The sequence below is a fragment of the Primorskyibacter sp. S187A genome, assembly GCF_049800955.1.
GTDB lineage: Bacteria > Pseudomonadota > Alphaproteobacteria > Rhodobacterales > Rhodobacteraceae > JAKVBH01.
Map to the genome: position 1 here is coordinate 843,758 of NZ_JBNAGA010000001.1, position 15,866 is coordinate 859,623.

General features: G+C 61.7%; 15 protein-coding genes. 11 read left to right on the forward strand and 4 right to left on the reverse strand.

Features of this window, described 5'->3' with window-relative positions; genetic code table 11:
- Window positions 1-89: 89 nt before the first annotated feature.
- Complete coding sequence (locus ACP15S_RS04310; protein ID WP_425038342.1) at window positions 90-533, reverse strand: DUF1489 family protein; 444 nt, start codon at window positions 531-533, stop codon at window positions 90-92.
- Between the two features lie 92 nt (window positions 534-625).
- Between ACP15S_RS04310 and ACP15S_RS04315 the strand changes: the two genes are divergently transcribed.
- A complete protein-coding gene (locus ACP15S_RS04315) occupies window positions 626-3,205 on the forward strand; it encodes an adenosylcobalamin-dependent ribonucleoside-diphosphate reductase (protein WP_425038343.1) in 2,580 nt (859 codons plus the stop codon).
- Between the two features lie 476 nt (window positions 3,206-3,681).
- Here ACP15S_RS04315 and ACP15S_RS04320 read toward each other — a convergent pair whose 3' ends face one another.
- On the reverse strand, window positions 3,682-4,575 hold the full coding sequence (locus ACP15S_RS04320; protein ID WP_425038344.1) for an NAD(P)-dependent oxidoreductase: 894 nt from the start codon (window positions 4,573-4,575) through the stop codon (window positions 3,682-3,684).
- 133 nt (window positions 4,576-4,708) lie between these two features.
- Between ACP15S_RS04320 and ACP15S_RS04325 the strand changes: the two genes are divergently transcribed.
- The 4 genes from ACP15S_RS04325 (at window position 4,709) to modC (ending at window position 8,512) form a co-directional block, all read left to right on the forward strand.
- Window positions 4,709-5,956: a glycerate kinase type-2 family protein gene (locus ACP15S_RS04325; protein WP_425038345.1), complete on the forward strand. Its 1,248-nt coding sequence runs from the start codon at window positions 4,709-4,711 to the stop codon at window positions 5,954-5,956.
- Window positions 5,957-6,018: 62 nt separating this feature from the next.
- A complete protein-coding gene (modA, locus tag ACP15S_RS04330; protein WP_425038346.1) occupies window positions 6,019-6,753 on the forward strand; it encodes a molybdate ABC transporter substrate-binding protein in 735 nt (244 codons plus the stop codon).
- On the forward strand, window positions 6,750-7,439 hold the full coding sequence (gene modB / locus ACP15S_RS04335) for a molybdate ABC transporter permease subunit (RefSeq protein ID WP_425038347.1): 690 nt from the start codon (window positions 6,750-6,752) through the stop codon (window positions 7,437-7,439). Before modA ends, modB begins: the two co-directional genes overlap by 4 nt.
- Complete coding sequence (gene modC / locus ACP15S_RS04340) at window positions 7,436-8,512, forward strand: molybdenum ABC transporter ATP-binding protein (protein ID WP_425038348.1); 1,077 nt, start codon at window positions 7,436-7,438, stop codon at window positions 8,510-8,512. Before modB ends, modC begins: the two co-directional genes overlap by 4 nt.
- A 3-nt stretch (window positions 8,513-8,515) precedes the next feature.
- On the opposite strand, the gene ACP15S_RS04345 is transcribed toward modC, so the two are convergent.
- Together ACP15S_RS04345 and ACP15S_RS04350 are read right to left on the reverse strand one after the other, a co-directional pair.
- Window positions 8,516-9,298 (reverse strand): DsbA family protein, encoded by a 783-nt coding sequence (locus ACP15S_RS04345; RefSeq protein WP_425038349.1) that lies wholly within the window; start codon window positions 9,296-9,298, stop codon window positions 8,516-8,518.
- A 103-nt stretch (window positions 9,299-9,401) separates the two neighbouring features.
- A complete protein-coding gene (locus tag ACP15S_RS04350; RefSeq protein WP_425038350.1) occupies window positions 9,402-10,865 on the reverse strand; it encodes an aldo/keto reductase in 1,464 nt (487 codons plus the stop codon).
- Window positions 10,866-11,022: 157 nt separating this feature from the next.
- On the opposite strand from ACP15S_RS04350, the gene ACP15S_RS04355 reads away from it, so the two are divergent.
- From ACP15S_RS04355 to ACP15S_RS04380, 6 genes are read left to right on the forward strand one after another with little or no spacing between them, the layout of a single operon-like run.
- Window positions 11,023-11,400, forward strand: coding sequence for a TIGR04076 family protein (locus tag ACP15S_RS04355; RefSeq protein WP_425038351.1), 378 nt, complete (start codon window positions 11,023-11,025; stop codon window positions 11,398-11,400).
- Window positions 11,397-12,473 (forward strand): aldo/keto reductase, encoded by a 1,077-nt coding sequence (locus ACP15S_RS04360; protein WP_425038352.1) that lies wholly within the window; start codon window positions 11,397-11,399, stop codon window positions 12,471-12,473. The genes ACP15S_RS04355 and ACP15S_RS04360 overlap by 4 nt, the downstream gene beginning before the upstream one ends.
- Entirely contained in the window at window positions 12,466-13,239 is a 774-nt protein-coding gene (locus tag ACP15S_RS04365) for an ABC transporter ATP-binding protein (protein WP_425038353.1), read from the forward strand. The genes ACP15S_RS04360 and ACP15S_RS04365 overlap by 8 nt, the downstream gene beginning before the upstream one ends.
- Window positions 13,232-13,981, forward strand: a complete 750-nt coding sequence (locus ACP15S_RS04370; RefSeq protein WP_425038354.1) for an ABC transporter ATP-binding protein — start codon at window positions 13,232-13,234, stop codon at window positions 13,979-13,981. Before ACP15S_RS04365 ends, ACP15S_RS04370 begins: the two co-directional genes overlap by 8 nt.
- On the forward strand, window positions 13,981-14,892 hold the full coding sequence (locus ACP15S_RS04375; RefSeq protein WP_425038355.1) for a branched-chain amino acid ABC transporter permease: 912 nt from the start codon (window positions 13,981-13,983) through the stop codon (window positions 14,890-14,892). Before ACP15S_RS04370 ends, ACP15S_RS04375 begins: the two co-directional genes overlap by 1 nt.
- The gene (locus ACP15S_RS04380; protein ID WP_425038356.1) at window positions 14,889-15,848 is read left to right on the forward strand and encodes a branched-chain amino acid ABC transporter permease; all 960 of its coding nucleotides are present in this window, start codon (window positions 14,889-14,891) and stop codon (window positions 15,846-15,848) included. Before ACP15S_RS04375 ends, ACP15S_RS04380 begins: the two co-directional genes overlap by 4 nt.
- Window positions 15,849-15,866 lie beyond the last annotated feature (18 nt).

Here is a 15,866-nt window from a genome sequence, read left to right on the forward strand (position 1 = left end):
TTGCCAGAAATACCCCGAAGCTTTGGAGGCAGTTGCTCCAAGCTGTGCGCCCCACAAGGCGCGCATAGCCTGCGCGCGCAAGCGCTCCTTTATAAAACGCCGATTTCCGCGAGGGCCGCATTGAGTTTGGGCGGCAGGGGCTCTTCGCGTTGCTGGCGCGCGTTCAGATCGGCGGGTGCATCAGAGGGTTTGAGATATCGCCAGCCTTGAAAAGGGCGCTTTTGGATGCTTTGCACGCGGATCACGTCCGTATCGAGGACAATCCCGCAGCGGACAATCCCATCCGCCCCTTGCACTTCATCGAGGCGCAAGATTCTCTGACGACACAGCACCAAACCTTTGAAAACCCAGTAGAGCGAGCCGCCCTGCAAAATCTCGTCAGCCCGTTTCGGCCACATCCGCGTGACATGGCGGGGCTGCCCGTCAGGCCCTTTGGCCCGTGGCTGTTTCTGCCAATGCAGCAGGTCCTCGACCTTCTCTGCGCCAACGCAGAGCTTGATCAGGTTCATGTGAGATTGATTCTTTGCGCTCATGGCGTATATTGTAGCTCTCTGATCAAGACCCTCAATGCTTTGTGTTTTCATCCACAGTTTGCTTGTGGATAAGCCCACTGGAGATTCTGTCCATGTCCGCTTTTGCCGCCCCTATCGCCGAACAGATCTGGGATATGAAATACCGCTTCAAGGCGGCTGATGGCACACCCATTGATACAACAGTGGAAGACAGCTGGCGACGGATCGCGCGGGATTTGGCGCGGGTCGAGCAGGATCCGGCGCATTGGGAAGAGGTCTTCTACGAGGCTTTGTCTGATTTCAAATACCTTCCCGCAGGCCGGATCACGGCCGGGGCAGGCACGGGCCGCTCGGTCACGCTGTTCAACTGTTTCGTCATGGGCACTGTACCCGATGATATGGGCGGCATTTTCGAGATGTTGAAAGAAGCCGCGCTGACCATGCAGCAGGGTGGCGGCATTGGCTACGATTTCTCCACCATCCGCCCCAAGGGCGCGGATGTGAAAGGTGTGGCGGCGGATGCGTCCGGCCCGCTGAGCTTCATGGATGTCTGGGATGCGATGTGTCGCACGATCATGTCCGCAGGCTCGCGACGCGGCGCGATGATGGCCACGATGCGCTGCGATCACCCGGATATCGAGGATTTCATCACCGCCAAATCCGATCCCGCGCGGCTTCGGATGTTCAACGTCTCGGTGCTGGTCACCGATCCTTTCATGGAGGCCGTCAAGGCCGATGCGCCGTGGGATCTGGTCTTTGACGGCAAGGTCTACAAGACCGTGCAGGCGCTGGATCTGTGGAACAAGATCATGCAGTCGACCTATGATTACGCCGAGCCCGGTGTGATCTTCATCGACCGGATCAACGCGACCAACAACCTGCATTACGCCGAGACCATTGCGGCCACGAACCCCTGCGGCGAGCAACCCCTGCCGCCCTATGGCGCATGCCTTCTGGGCTCGATCAACCTTGCGCGGCTGGTGGCGGCGCCCTTTGAGGACGCGGCGCAGATTGACGAGGACAAGCTCTCGGATCTGGTGGCCACCGCCGTGCGCATGATGGACAATGTGGTCGATGCCTCCCGTTTCCCGCTGGAGGCGCAGGCCGCTGAGGCACAGGCCAAGCGCCGGATCGGCCTTGGTGTGACCGGGCTGGCGGATGCGCTCCTGATGGTCGGCGTGCGCTATGGTTCGGACGAGGCGGTGGCGCTGACGGAGCGTTGGATGAAGCTCATCGCGCGGGCGTCTTATCTGGCCTCGGTGGAGCTTGCCAAAGAGAAGGGGGCTTTCCCGCTCTTTGACGCCGAACCCTATCTCGCCTCCGGCATGATGCAGGCGATGGACGAGGATGTCCGCGAAGCTGTCCGGGAGCATGGCATCCGCAATGCGCTGCTGACCTCCATCGCGCCCACGGGCACGATTTCGCTGTATGCGGGCAATGTCTCGTCCGGGATCGAACCGGTCTTTGCCTATAGCTACACCCGCAAGGTGCTGCAGAAAGATGGCTCGCGCACGGAAGAAGAGGTGGTTGATTACGCCGTGCAGATGTGGCGCGATCTCAAAGGCGACGCGGCTTTGCCTGAGTATTTCGCCAATGCCCAGACGCTGGAGCCCCAAGCCCATGTGCGCATGCAATCGGCGGCGCAGAAATGGATCGATTCCAGCATCTCCAAGACGATCAACTGCCCGGAGGATATCTCCTTCGAGGCCTTCAAGGACGTCTATATGCAGGCCTATGACACAGGGTGCAAAGGCTGCACGACCTACCGGCCGAATGATGTGACGGGGTCGGTGTTGTCGGTGTCGGAGGAGACGAGAGAGCTTCCGAATTTGGACAGCGCTACTGAGCGATTGACTTGGGCGGTCGGAAAGGCTGGTATACAAAAACCGTCTGATCTTGCGGATCAAATGGGCATTGAACGAACCTACGTGAGCCGTTTCTTGAATGGGCAACGTGATCTTAGCAAAGAATACGCTGCAAAATTTGCGGACCATCTGAAGGTCCCGGCTGGCTGGCTCCTATTCGGAGAAACGTCCGGCGAAGCCGGACTGCCCCCGACCGCCCCCCCGGGCGGGGGCATGGCCCCCACCCGCGGTCCGGGGCAGTCCTCTGCTCCCGAGGTCATCTCGGTGGATGGCTCGGAACCCCTGCGCCCCCACGGCGATGTCATTTATATGTCTGAGCCGCTCGACAGGCCCGAGACGCTGGAGGGCAATACCTACAAGGTCAAATGGCCCGACAGCGAGCATGCGCTCTACATCACGATCAACGACATCATTGTGGGCGGGCACCGGCGGCCCTTCGAGGTCTTCATCAATTCCAAGAACATGGAGCATTTCGCCTGGACCGTCGCGCTCACGCGGATGATCTCCGCAGTGTTCCGGCGCGGGGGTGATGTCTCCTTTGTGGTCGAAGAGCTCAAGGCCGTGTTTGATCCGCGTGGCGGGGCTTGGGTGCAGGGCAAATATATCCCCTCGATCCTGGCCGCCATTGGCGGGGTGATCGAGCAGCATATGGTGGCGACCGGGTTCTTGGAGGGCGAGGGGATGGGGCTGAAGTCCGATCCCAAGGCTGCGGTTGTGAACCTCGACGCGCCACGCGGCAAGGCGTGCCCGTCCTGTGGTCAGTTCGACATGCATATGCAGGAAGGCTGCATGACCTGCGCTTCCTGCGGGCACAGCAAATGTGGGTGAGCACCGGTCGTGACGCCGTCAGGCAAAAGGTCCAGTGGACCTTTTGAGGTGCGAACGGGCGGAGCCCCGGCAAGGCACCGGTCGTGACGCCGTCAGGCAAAAGGTCCGGTGGACCTTTTGAGGTGCGAACGGGCGGAGCCCCGGCAAGGCACCGGTCGTGACGCCGTCAGGCAAAAGGTCCAGTGGACCTTTTGAGGCGTGGACAGGCGCAATTTCGGGCGAAGCGGTGCTCGTTGTTGAGTTGCAGGCCGTGGCCTTTAGCTTTTCGCGAAAATCCTGGATTACGAAAACACTGCAAAGCACCTGCTTTCTCATGTTGCTCGGTTGATCAGGTGTCCGTCGAAGTGCTTTAAAGGAGCGGGCTGCGCCCGCGCTCTAGAGTTTAGACGGGGGCTCTGCCCCCTTTGTTCTGGTGGGGGCTCTGCCCCCGGGCCCTTGCGGGCCTCCCCCGAGGTATTTGGCGGCAAAAGAAACGGTCAGCTGCGTGTGACGCCGTTGCGATTTGCGACAAAGTCCACCAAATGCGGCACGTAATCCTCCGGGCCTGCACCGCCATTTGCCTTGGCCAGAGCCAGGGAGCGTTTGATGGCGTTGCCCATGGAATTGTCGAGACCCACGGAATTGGCGAGGTTTTCGAGGTAGGTCATGTCCTTGAGCGCGTTGGTCAGCGTGAATTTGTGGCTTTCACGATTGCCCTCGACCGCGTAGCCTCGGAAGGTCTGATAAAACCCGCAATCCATACGTGAGCCGCTGATCACGCTGTCAAAGGTTGCGGTCGGGATACCTGCTTTTTCCGAGAGGGCCAGCGCTTCTGAGTAGAGCGCGGCATAGCCCATGGCCAACATGTTGTTGAGCAGCTTCATCTTGTGGCCCGAACCGGGCGGGCCAATGTGCACGATCGGGCCGGCCCAGCTGGAGATGATCGACTTGGCGCGCTCCAGAACATCGGCGCCGGCGCCCAGCATGACGGCAAGCTCGCCGGCTTCGGCTTGGACCGGGGTTCCGCCGAGGGGCGCGTCCACCATATGACAGCCCTGCGCCTCAAGCGTGTCGTTCAAGGTCATGGTGGACACAGGGTCCGAGGTTGAGCAGTCAATAATGACGCTGTCTTGCACGAGATGAGGGAGGAGCGCGGCCACGATGGCTTCGACCTGAGGCGAGCCCGGGGCGCAGATGTGAATGACATTGCAGGTTTTGGCCATGGTCTCCAGAGAGGGCGCCTCTTTGGCGCCTTCGGCAACGAGCCTATCGACCGGCGCGCGGTTTTTATGCGTGATCACATGCAGATTGTAGCCTGCTTTTAGGATGTTGCGGGCCATGCCTTCGCCCATGAGGCCGGTGCCAACAAAACCGATTGTGTCCTGTGTCATATCTTTCTCCCCTGTTGGATGTCATTTGCAGGCGGGGACGGGGGCAGCGCAAGGGTATAGTTGCGCGGCCTTGGCTTGCCTTTTCTCCAAAGCGCGGCGATGGTCCCCCAAGAAGAAAACCGGGGGGACGATCATGGACGACAGAGCGCTCTTGCGCCGGGCCTTTGAAGCAGCGGTTGGCGCGGCAGATGCCCGCCAGGCCTTGGCGCCGCATCTCCCGGCGCGACCCGCAGGGCGCACGATTGTCATCGGCGCAGGCAAGGGAGCGGCCCAACTGGCTGCGGCCTTTGAAGAATTGTGGGATGCTCCTCTCGAGGGCGTTGTTGTGACGCGCTATGGCTACGCGGCGCCCTGCAAGCACATCCGCGTGATGGAAGCGGCCCATCCTGTGCCGGATGCTGCAGGGCTCAAAGCCAGTGATGCCCTGTTTGAAGCGGTGGCTGATCTGAGCGAGGACGATCTCGTGGTTGCTCTGGTCTGCGGTGGGGGGTCTGCATTGTTGCCTGCTCCTGCGGAAGGGCTCCGGTTTGAAGATGAGCAAGCATTGAACGAGGCGCTTTTGGCGTCGGGCGCGCCGATTGGCGCGATGAATGCCATTCGCAATTGTGCAAGCCGGATCAAGGGGGGACGGTTGGCGCGTGCGGCCTATCCAGCCAAGGTTGTCTCGCTCGTGGTCTCGGATGTACCGGGAGATGATCCGGCGCAGGTGGCCTCTGGGCCGACCGTGCCCGACACGCGCGGTTTGGCGGATGCAAAGGCGTTGATCACAGCTTACGGCATAGATGTACCCGACCATATTGCGGCGGCACTGGCGGAGCCACCTCAGGCGGATGACCCGGTGTTTGCGCGCAACGACGTGCGCGTTATCGCGTCGGCTGGCTTATCGCTTGAGGCGGCGGCGGCGGTTTTCGAGGAGGCGGGTGTGCCAGCGGTCATCCTCTCGGATGCAATTGAGGGCGAAGCGCGCGATATTGGGCTGATGCATGCGGCCATGGTGCGCGAGGCCTTGCGCCGGGGGCGGCCTTTCGCCCCACCTGTGGCGATCCTGTCGGGTGGTGAGACGACAGTCACACTGCGCGCAAAGGGCGGGCGCGGCGGGCGCAACACGGAGTTTCTGCTTTCGGCTGCGCGGGCGCTTGAGGGCGTCGCGGGGGTGACGGCGCTGGCGGCGGATACCGACGGGATTGATGGCTCAGAGGATAACGCGGGCGCCTTTGCGGACGGGACAAGTGCTGCCCGGATGCGGGCGGCGGGTGTCGACCCTGCAGGAGCTTTGGCGCGCCATGATGCTTGGGGCGCTTTTGAGGCTGCGGGTGATCTCTTTGTGCCGGGGCCTACAGGCACAAATGTGAACGATTTTCGCGCTTTCGTCTTGCGCTAGGGCGCGGCGTCCGGGGATGCTAGGGCCTTGCAGGCGCAGCAGAGCGCGGTCAGTGTAGCGCCATGATGTTGCGAATTGTCATGTGCTTGTGTCTTTTGCCCGGCCTGTTGCGCGCGGAGGGTGTCACGGTCTTTGCAGCGGCGTCTTTGAAAACGGCGTTGGAAGAGATCGCCGCCGATTTTGAGGGCGCAGTGACGTTTTCCTTTGCGGGCTCTTCGGTGTTGGCGCGTCAGGTTGCAGCGGGCGCGCCTGCGGATGTGGTGATGCTGGCCAATGTGACATGGATGGATTGGCTGGCCGGGCAGAACGCGATTGTGCCGGAGACACGGCGCGATCTCCTGGGCAATCGTCTGGTGCTGGTGGCCAATAGCGCAGAGCCGCCCGGGCGCGCGTTTGATCTTCTCAAAGGCGGTGACGTGTTCTCTGGCTATAGAATGGCCATGGGTCTCGTGGAAGCTGTGCCCGCGGGCATCTATGGACGTCAGGCGCTTGTGTCCTTAGGCCTTTGGGAGAGCGTGCGGGATGATATTGTGCAGACAGACAACGTGCGCGCGGCCCTTGCTCTCGTGGCCTTGGGAGAAGTGCCTTTGGGTATTGTCTACGCGTCGGATGCACAGGCTGAACCGCGCGTTATGATCCTCGCGGAATTTCAGGCCGACAGCCATGATCCCATCGTCTATCCCGCCGCTTTGACAGACGGGGCTGGAAAACAGGCTGCCCGCTTTCTGGACTACCTGTCCAGCGCCGAGGCCCGGCGTGTTTTTGAGGACCATGGTTTCGCGGTGCCAACGCCGTGAGCTGGCTGGGCCCTGAGGAATGGCAGGCGGTTGCGCTGTCGCTTCGGGTGTCGCTCTGGGCAACGCTCTGCTCGCTCCCGTTGGGGATTTTCACGGGCTATGCCCTGGCGCGCTGGTCTTTTCCGGGCAAGCAAGTCCTCAATGCGCTGGTGCATTTGCCGCTCATCCTGCCGCCCGTGGTTACGGGCTATTTGCTTCTCTTGGGCTTTGGGGCGCGTGGGCCCATTGGGGCGTTTCTTGGCGAGTTTGGCATTGTCTTTGCCTTTCGCTGGACCGGCGCGGCCTTGGCGGCGGCCGTCATGGCATTTCCGCTCATGGTGCGCGCGATCCGGCTTTCGATCGAGGCGATTGATCCGCGCCTCGAGGAAGCCGCCGCGACACTGGGGGCGTCCAAAGGACGTGTCTTTTTACGCGTGACCCTGCCGCTTGCGCTGCCCGGCATTCTCACGGGAAGCATCCTCGCCTTCGCCAAAGCGATGGGCGAGTTTGGTGCAACCATAACCTTTGTGGCCAATATCCCGGGACAGACGCAAACGGTGCCCACGGCGATCTACGCCTTTCTTCAGGTGCCCGGTGGGGAGGCGCAGGCCTTGCGTCTGGTCATCCTGTCTGTGGCCATTGCGCTGGGCGCGTTGCTCATCTCGGAGCTGCTCGCACGCCGCGTGGCGCGGAGGCAGGGCGCATGAGCCTTTCGGTTCGCTTTACCCACCGCTTTGAGAGCGTCGCGCTTGACATAGCCTTTGACGCCCCGCCCGGTGTGACCTGTCTCTTCGGGCCTTCGGGCTCCGGCAAAACCAGCGTGATCCGGGCTGTGGCAGGGCTCTTGCGCCCGGATCAGGGGGAAATCCGCGTCCAAGAGCACGTGTTGATGGATGCGCAGCGTTTTTTGCCACCGCACAAACGCGGACTGGGCTACGTGTTTCAGGATCACCGCTTGTTTCCGCACCTCAACGTCGCGCAGAACCTGGCTTTCGGCGCACGCTATGCCCCCAAGGATGCGCCTGAGATGGCGCAGGACAAGGTGGTTGATATGCTGGGGATCGGCGGGCTTTTGGAGCGTCGGCCCAGTGCTCTATCGGGCGGGGAAGCGGCGCGCGTGGCCATCGGGCGTGCCTTGCTGGCGCGGCCCCGAATGATCCTCGCCGATGAGCCGCTGGCCTCACTTGACGGGGCGCGCAAGGCCGAGATCCTGCCCTATTTCGAAATGCTGCGCGACGAGGTGGATATCCCGGTTCTCTATGTGACCCATGCCATGGGGGAAGTGGCGCGTCTGGCCACAACCGTCGTGGCGCTGGAGGGGGGGCGTGTTCAAAAAGTGGGCCCGGCGCTCGCGGTTCTGTCTGATCCAATGGTGACGCCCGCGGGCCCGCGGGCGGCAGGGGCTGTCATCGAGGCGCGGCTGGTGCGGCACCATGCGGATGGGTTGAGCGAACTTGAGGCAGGCGGCGTGGCATTGTTCCTGCCCGCCGTTCGGGCAAATCCCGGGGCAAAGCTGCGCGTCCGGATTGCGGCGCAGGACGTGATTTTGTCTTCACGCCCGCCAGAAGGGCTCTCCGCGCTCAATGTCATTCCAGCCCATGTTTTGTCTCTGCGCACGGGGCAGGGGCCGGGCGCCTTGGTGAGCTTGCAAAGCACGGCAGGGCGGCTTCTCGCTCGTGTTACCGCGCGCTCGGCCCAGGCCATGGGGCTCGCGGAAGGCCATGCGGTTTGGGCAGTGGTGAAATCGGTCTCTGTCGCGCCGGAGGACGTGGGCCAATAAGGCCTAGCCGCCCATACAAGCATTATGCCAGTCCGACGCCCGGACATCTTCAATAATCCGTCTGAGTGTCTTCTCAGTGATTTGCCCCTGCACAATGGTGTGGCCAACAACAAGTGCGGGTGTGCCCACAAAACGCAGGGCGGAGGCTACAGCAGCGCTCACAGCGAGCTCCCGCGCGAGGCCCGGGCTTTGTATGTCGCGCAAGAGGCGGTTGTGATCGAGGCCCAGATCGCGGCTGAAGTCTTCCAGAAACTGTGGGCTGTCGCGAAAGCGGATCCGCATGAGCCGGGCATGGGCCGCCACATAGGCGTCTTGCCGTTTCGCTGCGAGCGCCAGTTTGGCCGCGCCATTGGACATGTCGCTCAAAATGGGCATCTCGTGCCATGCAACGGCCAGTGTGTCGGGAGAGCGCGCCACGAGATCGGCGATCTGTTCCGTTTGAACGCGGCAAAACGGACAGAAATAATCCGAGAAAGACGCAATGGGCACCTGATCAGGCGTCAGCGTCAACGTGCCGTAAAGCGCCGCGCAGGGCGCGCGGAGCACATCTGCACGCATCCTGTCCTTCGCGGCCCGGGTCGAGGGCGCGTCGGGCGCGCTGAGCCCGACCAACGGATCAAAGGCACCGGAGCTGCTGCCCCCTTGAAGGCGCCGAAACCCGGCCGGTGCTGCCAGGGGTTCGTAGACGAGGCTCTGGGGCCAGTTCAAAACAGCTGCGCGCAGACCGGCATAGCCCAGACCAAGGCCTGCCAGCGTCAGGATCGTGCGGCGTGATTTGGGCGTCATGCGCGCGCGGAGGTAATGCGTTGGGTCATAGCGCAGATGTGCCCGGGCAGGGCGATGCCTGTCCAGTCACGTTTCTTTGACGCAGGGCGCATTTGGCGGCGCATCAATCGCGCAATACCGCCTCGGCCTCGATTTCGACCCGATACCCGCCGATGAGCCCCGCCACGACCACAAGCGTATTGGCGGGTTTGATCTCGCCAAAGATACGTCCATGGGCGCGGGAGATGGCCTCCACATCGGCTTCGTCAACAATGTAGATCCGCGTGCGCACGACATCTTCCGCGCTGGCCCCGAAAGCCGCAAGCGCGGCGAGGATCTTGTCGATCACATAGGTCGTCTGCGCGCCCGCGTCCTGCGGGGCAACGATCCGGTCCACACCGGCGGTCGCTGTCGTGCCGGACACGAGAATGCGCGGCCCTACTTTTTGCGCGCGGGCGTAGCCTGCAACGTCTTCCCATTCCGAGCCGCTGAGCACGTGTTCGCCACCGGGCCGATGGATCGTCGGTTGCGCCTGATGGGGCAAAGGCATGGTATCGAGATGGTGGCTGAGATCGCCGGAGGCGGTCAGGAACGGTGGTTTGCGATACTCATCGCCGCAATCCCCGGGCACGGGCGTTGTCAGCGCAAAGGCCTCCTCGAGCCGGGCATGATCCTCCGCGTCAAGGGCAAAGCCAAAGAGCTTGAGATTGTCCTCGGCATGGTTGCGCTCTCCCAGACGCGCGCCCACGATCACACCGGCGACGCTGGCGTGCTCCAGTACCCAGCGCGTTGCGACATTGGCGATGGACACGGCGTGTTTGCGGGCGATCTCATCGGCGGCACGCAGCAAAGCTTGAAACGGCGCCCAGCCTCCCGTGACGTCGATGAAGCGCTTGTATTTCATCTTGGACCAATCACCGATCTCAGCGGGTTCTTCCGCGTTCAGCCAACGCTCCGAGAGGAAACCGCCGCAGAGCGTGCCATAGGCCAGAAGCTTTGAATTGCCCTGCGTGCAGAGCGCGGATAGGGCACCGGCTGCACGGCGATCGATCAGGGAAAAGGAGATCTGATTGCTGACCAGCGGAATGCCATCGCTCAGCGCGAGCGCCAAATGGGCCGCATCGAAATTCGTCACACCGATCTCAGCGATCAGCCCTTCGTCGCGCAGCGCTGCCAGTTCGTGCAGCGCATCCAGCCATGCAGGGTGTTGAAAGCTCCACCAATGAAACTGCAGCAGATCGACACAGCTAACGCCCAGCCGCTCCAGCCTCTCTTCAACGCCCGCGCGTACCACATCCCGGCTCATCTCGCCGGGCGAAGGACACCATTTGGTGAAGGCCAGAGGGCGTGGTGCGCCACCCCGCGCGAGCAGGCGGCCCGCAATGATCTCGGACGTGCCGTAATGGTCGGCCATGTCGAAGGTATCAAAGCCGTGGCGGGTGTAGTCTGCGAGCCAATCCGCGCCGGTTTCGGGATCAAGGAGTGTGCCGTGCCGCTCGATATCGGCCACCTGCCACAGGCCGGTCAGGACACGTGAAATCTCAAGCCTGTCTGAGAGCGCGAACCGCTCCGGGCGCAAGGGGGTCATCATGAAATCGTCCGATCTTTCAAGAGGGTGCGGCCTGTTGTGGCGCGATTGGCACTTGAGACCCGCACGATATCCGATAACCTGTTGCTGACAAGACCATGTCTTGGGGCAGTGGGCGGTGCGCAGCGCGATGTGCCGGACTTGAGCGGAGTGGTGGATGAACGCAAACAACGACCGGGACGGGTTCTGGCTCTATGATCTTGAAGTCGAGACGGTCCTGGACGGACGCACGCCGGTGTGCCGTCATGTTGAGGGGGACCGCTTTCGCGTGGAGGGGGAAACACTCGTTTTTGAACCGGGTGCCCGCGTGTCGATGTATGCGTTGAGCGCGCTTCTGCCCCTGTTGCCTGCAAAGCAGCGCATGACCGATCCCAATGACTGGATGAGCACGGACGCGGAAATTGCCTGCCCGGATCCCCATTGCGGCGGTCGCTTCCGCATCACGCGCGGCGAGAAGCGCTGGTTCAGCCATGCCGCCACCACGGGCCGACCGGACATGCGTGGCACACCCTATTGGCAGTCGGAGAGCCCATGACAGTTGAAACAGCGGAATTGCGCCCGGGCTATCATATCTCCCGGGTCATCAAGGGCGGTTGGCAATTGGCCGGTGATCATGGCGCGGTGGATCGCGCCGCGGCGATTGCAGATATGGAGGCCTTTCTGGAGGCGGGGATTACCACGTTCGACTGCGCGGATATCTATGTCGGCGTTGAGGAGATGATCGGGTCCTTCATTGCGGATGTGCGCGCTAGACGCGGGAGCAGCATGGCCGACAAGGTCAAGGTTCATACCAAGCTTGTGCCCGATCTGAGCCTGCTTGAGAACATTCGCGAAAGCGATGTAGAGGCCATTGTGGATCGCTCGCTCAAACGGTTGCAGGTGGATCGGCTCGATCTCGTGCAGTTTTATTGGTGGGATGTGTCGCTGGGCGATCCACGCGTTGGCATGGCGGCCCTCAAGGCCTGTCAGGAGAAGGGCAAGATCGCGCATCTTGGTGTCACAAACTGGGATGTGGTGGAGACACAGCCCTTTCTGGATGCGGGCTTCGATGTCGTCTCAACGCAGGTGCAGTATTCCTTGCTTGATCGCCGCGCGGAGCAAACGCTTGTGCCCTGGGCTGCGGCGCGCGACGTGCATCTTCTGTGCTACGGCACGCTGGCGGGCGGCTTTTTGACAGAGACCTGGCTCGGCGCGCCCGATCCGGGATATGCTTTTGAAAACAGAAGCTTGGTAAAGTATCGCCTGATCATTGACGAGTTCGGCTCCTGGGAGACGTTTCAGGCCTTGCTGGCCACGTTGAAAGCCATCGGAGACAAACATGCCGTGTCCTTGGCCTCCGTGGCAACCCGTTGGGTGCTGGATCGCCCGCAGGTCAGTGCGGGCATCGTTGGTGCGCGCTATGCACGGCATTTGCCCAAGACGCTCGAGGTTTTTGACGTGCGCCTTGATCCGGAGGATTACGCAACGATTGACGCGATTTTGGCGAAGGCGCCGGGGCCGCAGGGGCCGGTGTTTGGCCTCGAGAGGGATCGCAATGGCCGGCATGGTCGGATCATGAAGTATAACCTTAATACCAAGCCCGACGACAAGGTGCTCGGGAGTGGCTGAGCCCATCCTTGCCACGCGGGACCTGTCTATTTCCTTTGGCGCGCTGAAGGCGGTCGACGATGTGACGCTGGAGATTGAGCGCGGCGCGATCACAGGGTTGATCGGGCCCAATGGCGCGGGCAAATCGACCCTGTTCAATCTCCTGACCGGCACGCTCAGGCCCGACAGCGGAGCTGTGCGCTTGCAGGGACGGGATGTGACGGGTCACGCGCCAGACAAGCTTTTTGCGCAAGGCCTCGGGCGGACCTTTCAGATCCCCAAGCCTTTCGCGCGCATGAGCGTTCTGGAAAACGTCATGCTGGCGCCGTTGGATCAGGTGGGCGAGCGCATTGCCGGGCCTTTTCTGAGCCGCAAGCGGATGCGGGCGCAAGAGCGCGCCATTCGCGATAAAGCACTGGAGGTTCTCGATTTTGTCACCCTGAGCGCCTTGGCCGATCATCCGGCGGGGCAGATCTCGGGCGGACAAATGAAATTGCTGGAGCTTGCCCGGATCCTGATGGGAGACCCGGAGGTGATCTTGCTGGATGAGCCCGCCGCAGGCGTGAACCCGGTGCTGACACAAACGCTGATTGGCAAGATCAAGGAGCTTAACCGGAGCGGAACGACCTTTGTGATCATCGAGCATGATATGGACTTCGTCATGCATCATTGTGCGCCCGTGATTGCGCTGGCGGAGGGGCGTGTCATCTTTCAGGGCAGCCCGGAGGAGGCCTTGGCCAATCCGACTTTGCTCGATGCCTATCTGGGAGCGCAGGTCGATGGCTGATCCGGTTGTCCAGGCTAGGCCCGTATTGCAGGCCAAAACCGTGACAGCGGGTTATGTGCCCGATCTGCCGATCCTGCGCGATGTGACGCTTGATGTGCGCCCCAATCAGGTGACGCTGATCATCGGGCCCAATGGTGCGGGCAAATCCACGTTGATCAAAGCCATCGCGGGTCTGCTGCCTGTCAGCAACGGTGAGATCGTGCTCGACGGGCGCGACATCACCAACATTCGCACCGATCAGTTGAAGGCGCAGGGCATTGCCTATGTGCCTCAAACGGACAATTGCTTCCGCAGTCTGACCATCCGGCAAAACCTTGATCTGGCCTTGCGACAGGCCGGGGCGGAGGCGGCTGCGAGGCTGGATCAGCTCTTTGCGCAATTCCCTGCGCTTGCAGCCAAGCAGCGCGACAAGGCGGGCACGCTGTCTGGCGGGCAACGGCAGTTTCTGGCGATTGCCATGGCGCTCGCGTCCAAGCCGAAGCTTGTTTTGATGGATGAGCCCTCCGCCGGGCTGTCACCCAAGGCTGCACAAGAAGTGTTGGAGCATGCGCGCGGCCTGACGGCGCGGGATGTCTCCATTCTGCTCGTGGAGCAGAACGTCAATCAGGCGCTCCGGCTTGCGGATCATTGCTATATTCTGGCGGAAGGGCGCAACCAGATCGACGGGCCAGCGGCGGATCTGCGAGACAACAAGATCGTGGGCGAGATTTATCTTGGCAAACGGCGGGAGGGCACGGCCTGATGCAAAATCTGCTCGATGGCATTTTGACAGGGTCTTACCTCTCTTTGGGCGCGATTGGCCTGACGCTTGTGATGCATATCCTGCGGTTCGCCAATTTTTCCCATGCGGAATTGCTCTCTCTCGGCGCTTATGCGGCGCTTGTTTGTGATGCTTTTGTCTCTGCGTTGGCGCCGTTTCTTGCGGTAAAACTGGCGCCGCTGTCACTGACGGGATCGCTCATACTGGCCATTGTGGCTTCCATGGTCCTGACGGGGCTCTCTGCGCTCGTGATTGACAAGCTCGTCTTCAAACGTGTGCGCGAGAAGGGGCAGGAGCTCTCCATGGTCTTTGCCAGTTTTGGCATGGCCTTGATCATCCGAAACATCATTGGCCTTGTCTTCGGCTTGAGCCCTGAGCTCTATTCGCGCGACATTGCCTTTGCGGTCATCCTAAGCCGCGATCCTTTGTTGCTTGTCAAACCTGATCAGGTCTTTGTGCTGGTGGCGGCGCTGGTCCTGATGTTCCTGCTGCATCTGATCTTGTCGCGCACGACCTTTGGCTACGCCTTGCGGGCTGTGGCCGAAAACCCCTCTCTGGCGCAGGTCAATGGCGTCAATCTGCAACGCACGATCATGGCTGTCTGGCTCATCGGCGGCGCGCTGGCGGCTGTTGCGGGCGTCTTTTATGGCATCAGCCACCAAATCATCCCGGTCATGGGGCGCGATTTGGTCTTGCCGATCTTTGCAGCGACCATCGTCGGCGGGATCGGGAGTGTCTACGGGGCTGTGCTGGGCGGCTTTATCGTTGGGATTGCCGGCAATCTGTCGCTGCTGATTCTGCCCTCCGGCTATACACCCTCGGTTCCCTTCCTGCTGATTTTGCTCGTGTTGATGATCCGGCCCCATGGGCTCTTTGGCGAGGAGCGGACATGATCGGCATCATCTCGTACCTCGTCTTTTTTGCCACGACCGCCTCGATCCTCGCGATTGCGGTGCTGGCACTCAACCTGCAATGGGGCAATGCGGGGCTGTTCAACGGCGGTATCGTCGCTTTCTTCGGCGCGGGCGCTTACGCCACGCTGATCCTCGGCGGCACAGAACAGGCCGGACATCTGGGTGGGTTTGGCTGGCCATATCTTCTGGCGCTTGTCGGCGGCATGGTTGTGGCCGGGTTGGTGGCCTGGGTCGTCGGGCTTTTGACCTTGCGATTGCGGCACGATTATCTCGCGATTGCGACCTTCGGCGTGGCCGTGGCGTTTGAAAACCTGATGCGCAACGCTGAATGGCTGGCAGGGGGCGCCAAAGGCATTCGCGGTTTCGAACGCCCGCTGCGTGCGCATTTGGGCGACGGATTTACCTACAACCTTCTGTTTTTCGCCTTTGTGCTGCTGTTGCTGCTGGCGACCTATGTGTTTCTAGAGCGCCTCGTCGCCTCGCCCTACGGGCGGCTGTTGCGCGCGATCCGCGAAGATGAGGAAGCGGCGCGCTCGTTGGGCAAGAACCCTGCGCGGGTGCGGCTTGCCGCCTTCATCACTGGCTCGGTCATCCTGGGGCTCTCGGGCGGGCTCTATGGCACCTTTTACGCCTTTGTCAGTCCGCAAGACGTGTTGCCGACGCTCACGTTTCAGATCTGGGCGATGTTGATCGTTGGCGGCGCAGGAAACAACCGTGGCGCGATCTTTGGTGCGTTCCTTATCTGGGGCGCGTGGACAGCGTCGGGCTGGGCGCTCTCGCGCTTCGCCCCGGTTGAGGTACAGCTTTACACCGGCTCCGTACAATTCATACTGATCGGCACAGTAATCGTGGGCATGCTCATGTGGCGACCGCAGGGGTTCTTCCCCGAAAAGCTGGTCGTCTCGCAACGCGGGCGTGCGGCGACAAAAGCCTGAAGACAACAGGGAACAAAA

Excerpts from the sequence above, each read along its gene's own strand:
- modA (WP_425038346.1), top strand. The coding sequence starts at position 6,019 with ATGATGTTGCGAATTGTCATGTGCTTGTGTCTTTTGCCCGGCCTGTTG.
- ACP15S_RS04355 (WP_425038351.1), top strand. The coding sequence starts at position 11,023 with ATGAACGCAAACAACGACCGGGACGGGTTCTGGCTCTATGATCTTGAA.
- ACP15S_RS04325 (WP_425038345.1), top strand. The coding sequence starts at position 4,709 with ATGGACGACAGAGCGCTCTTGCGCCGGGCCTTTGAAGCAGCGGTTGGC.
- ACP15S_RS04345 (WP_425038349.1), bottom strand. The coding sequence starts at position 9,298 with ATGACGCCCAAATCACGCCGCACGATCCTGACGCTGGCAGGCCTTGGT.
- modC (WP_425038348.1), top strand. The coding sequence starts at position 7,436 with ATGAGCCTTTCGGTTCGCTTTACCCACCGCTTTGAGAGCGTCGCGCTT.
- ACP15S_RS04380 (WP_425038356.1), top strand. The coding sequence starts at position 14,889 with ATGATCGGCATCATCTCGTACCTCGTCTTTTTTGCCACGACCGCCTCG.
- ACP15S_RS04320 (WP_425038344.1), bottom strand. The coding sequence starts at position 4,575 with ATGACACAGGACACAATCGGTTTTGTTGGCACCGGCCTCATGGGCGAA.
- ACP15S_RS04315 (WP_425038343.1), top strand. The coding sequence starts at position 626 with ATGTCCGCTTTTGCCGCCCCTATCGCCGAACAGATCTGGGATATGAAA.
- ACP15S_RS04360 (WP_425038352.1), top strand. The coding sequence starts at position 11,397 with ATGACAGTTGAAACAGCGGAATTGCGCCCGGGCTATCATATCTCCCGG.
- ACP15S_RS04350 (WP_425038350.1), bottom strand. The coding sequence starts at position 10,865 with ATGACCCCCTTGCGCCCGGAGCGGTTCGCGCTCTCAGACAGGCTTGAG.
- ACP15S_RS04370 (WP_425038354.1), top strand. The coding sequence starts at position 13,232 with ATGGCTGATCCGGTTGTCCAGGCTAGGCCCGTATTGCAGGCCAAAACC.
- ACP15S_RS04310 (WP_425038342.1), bottom strand. The coding sequence starts at position 533 with ATGAGCGCAAAGAATCAATCTCACATGAACCTGATCAAGCTCTGCGTT.
- ACP15S_RS04375 (WP_425038355.1), top strand. The coding sequence starts at position 13,981 with ATGCAAAATCTGCTCGATGGCATTTTGACAGGGTCTTACCTCTCTTTG.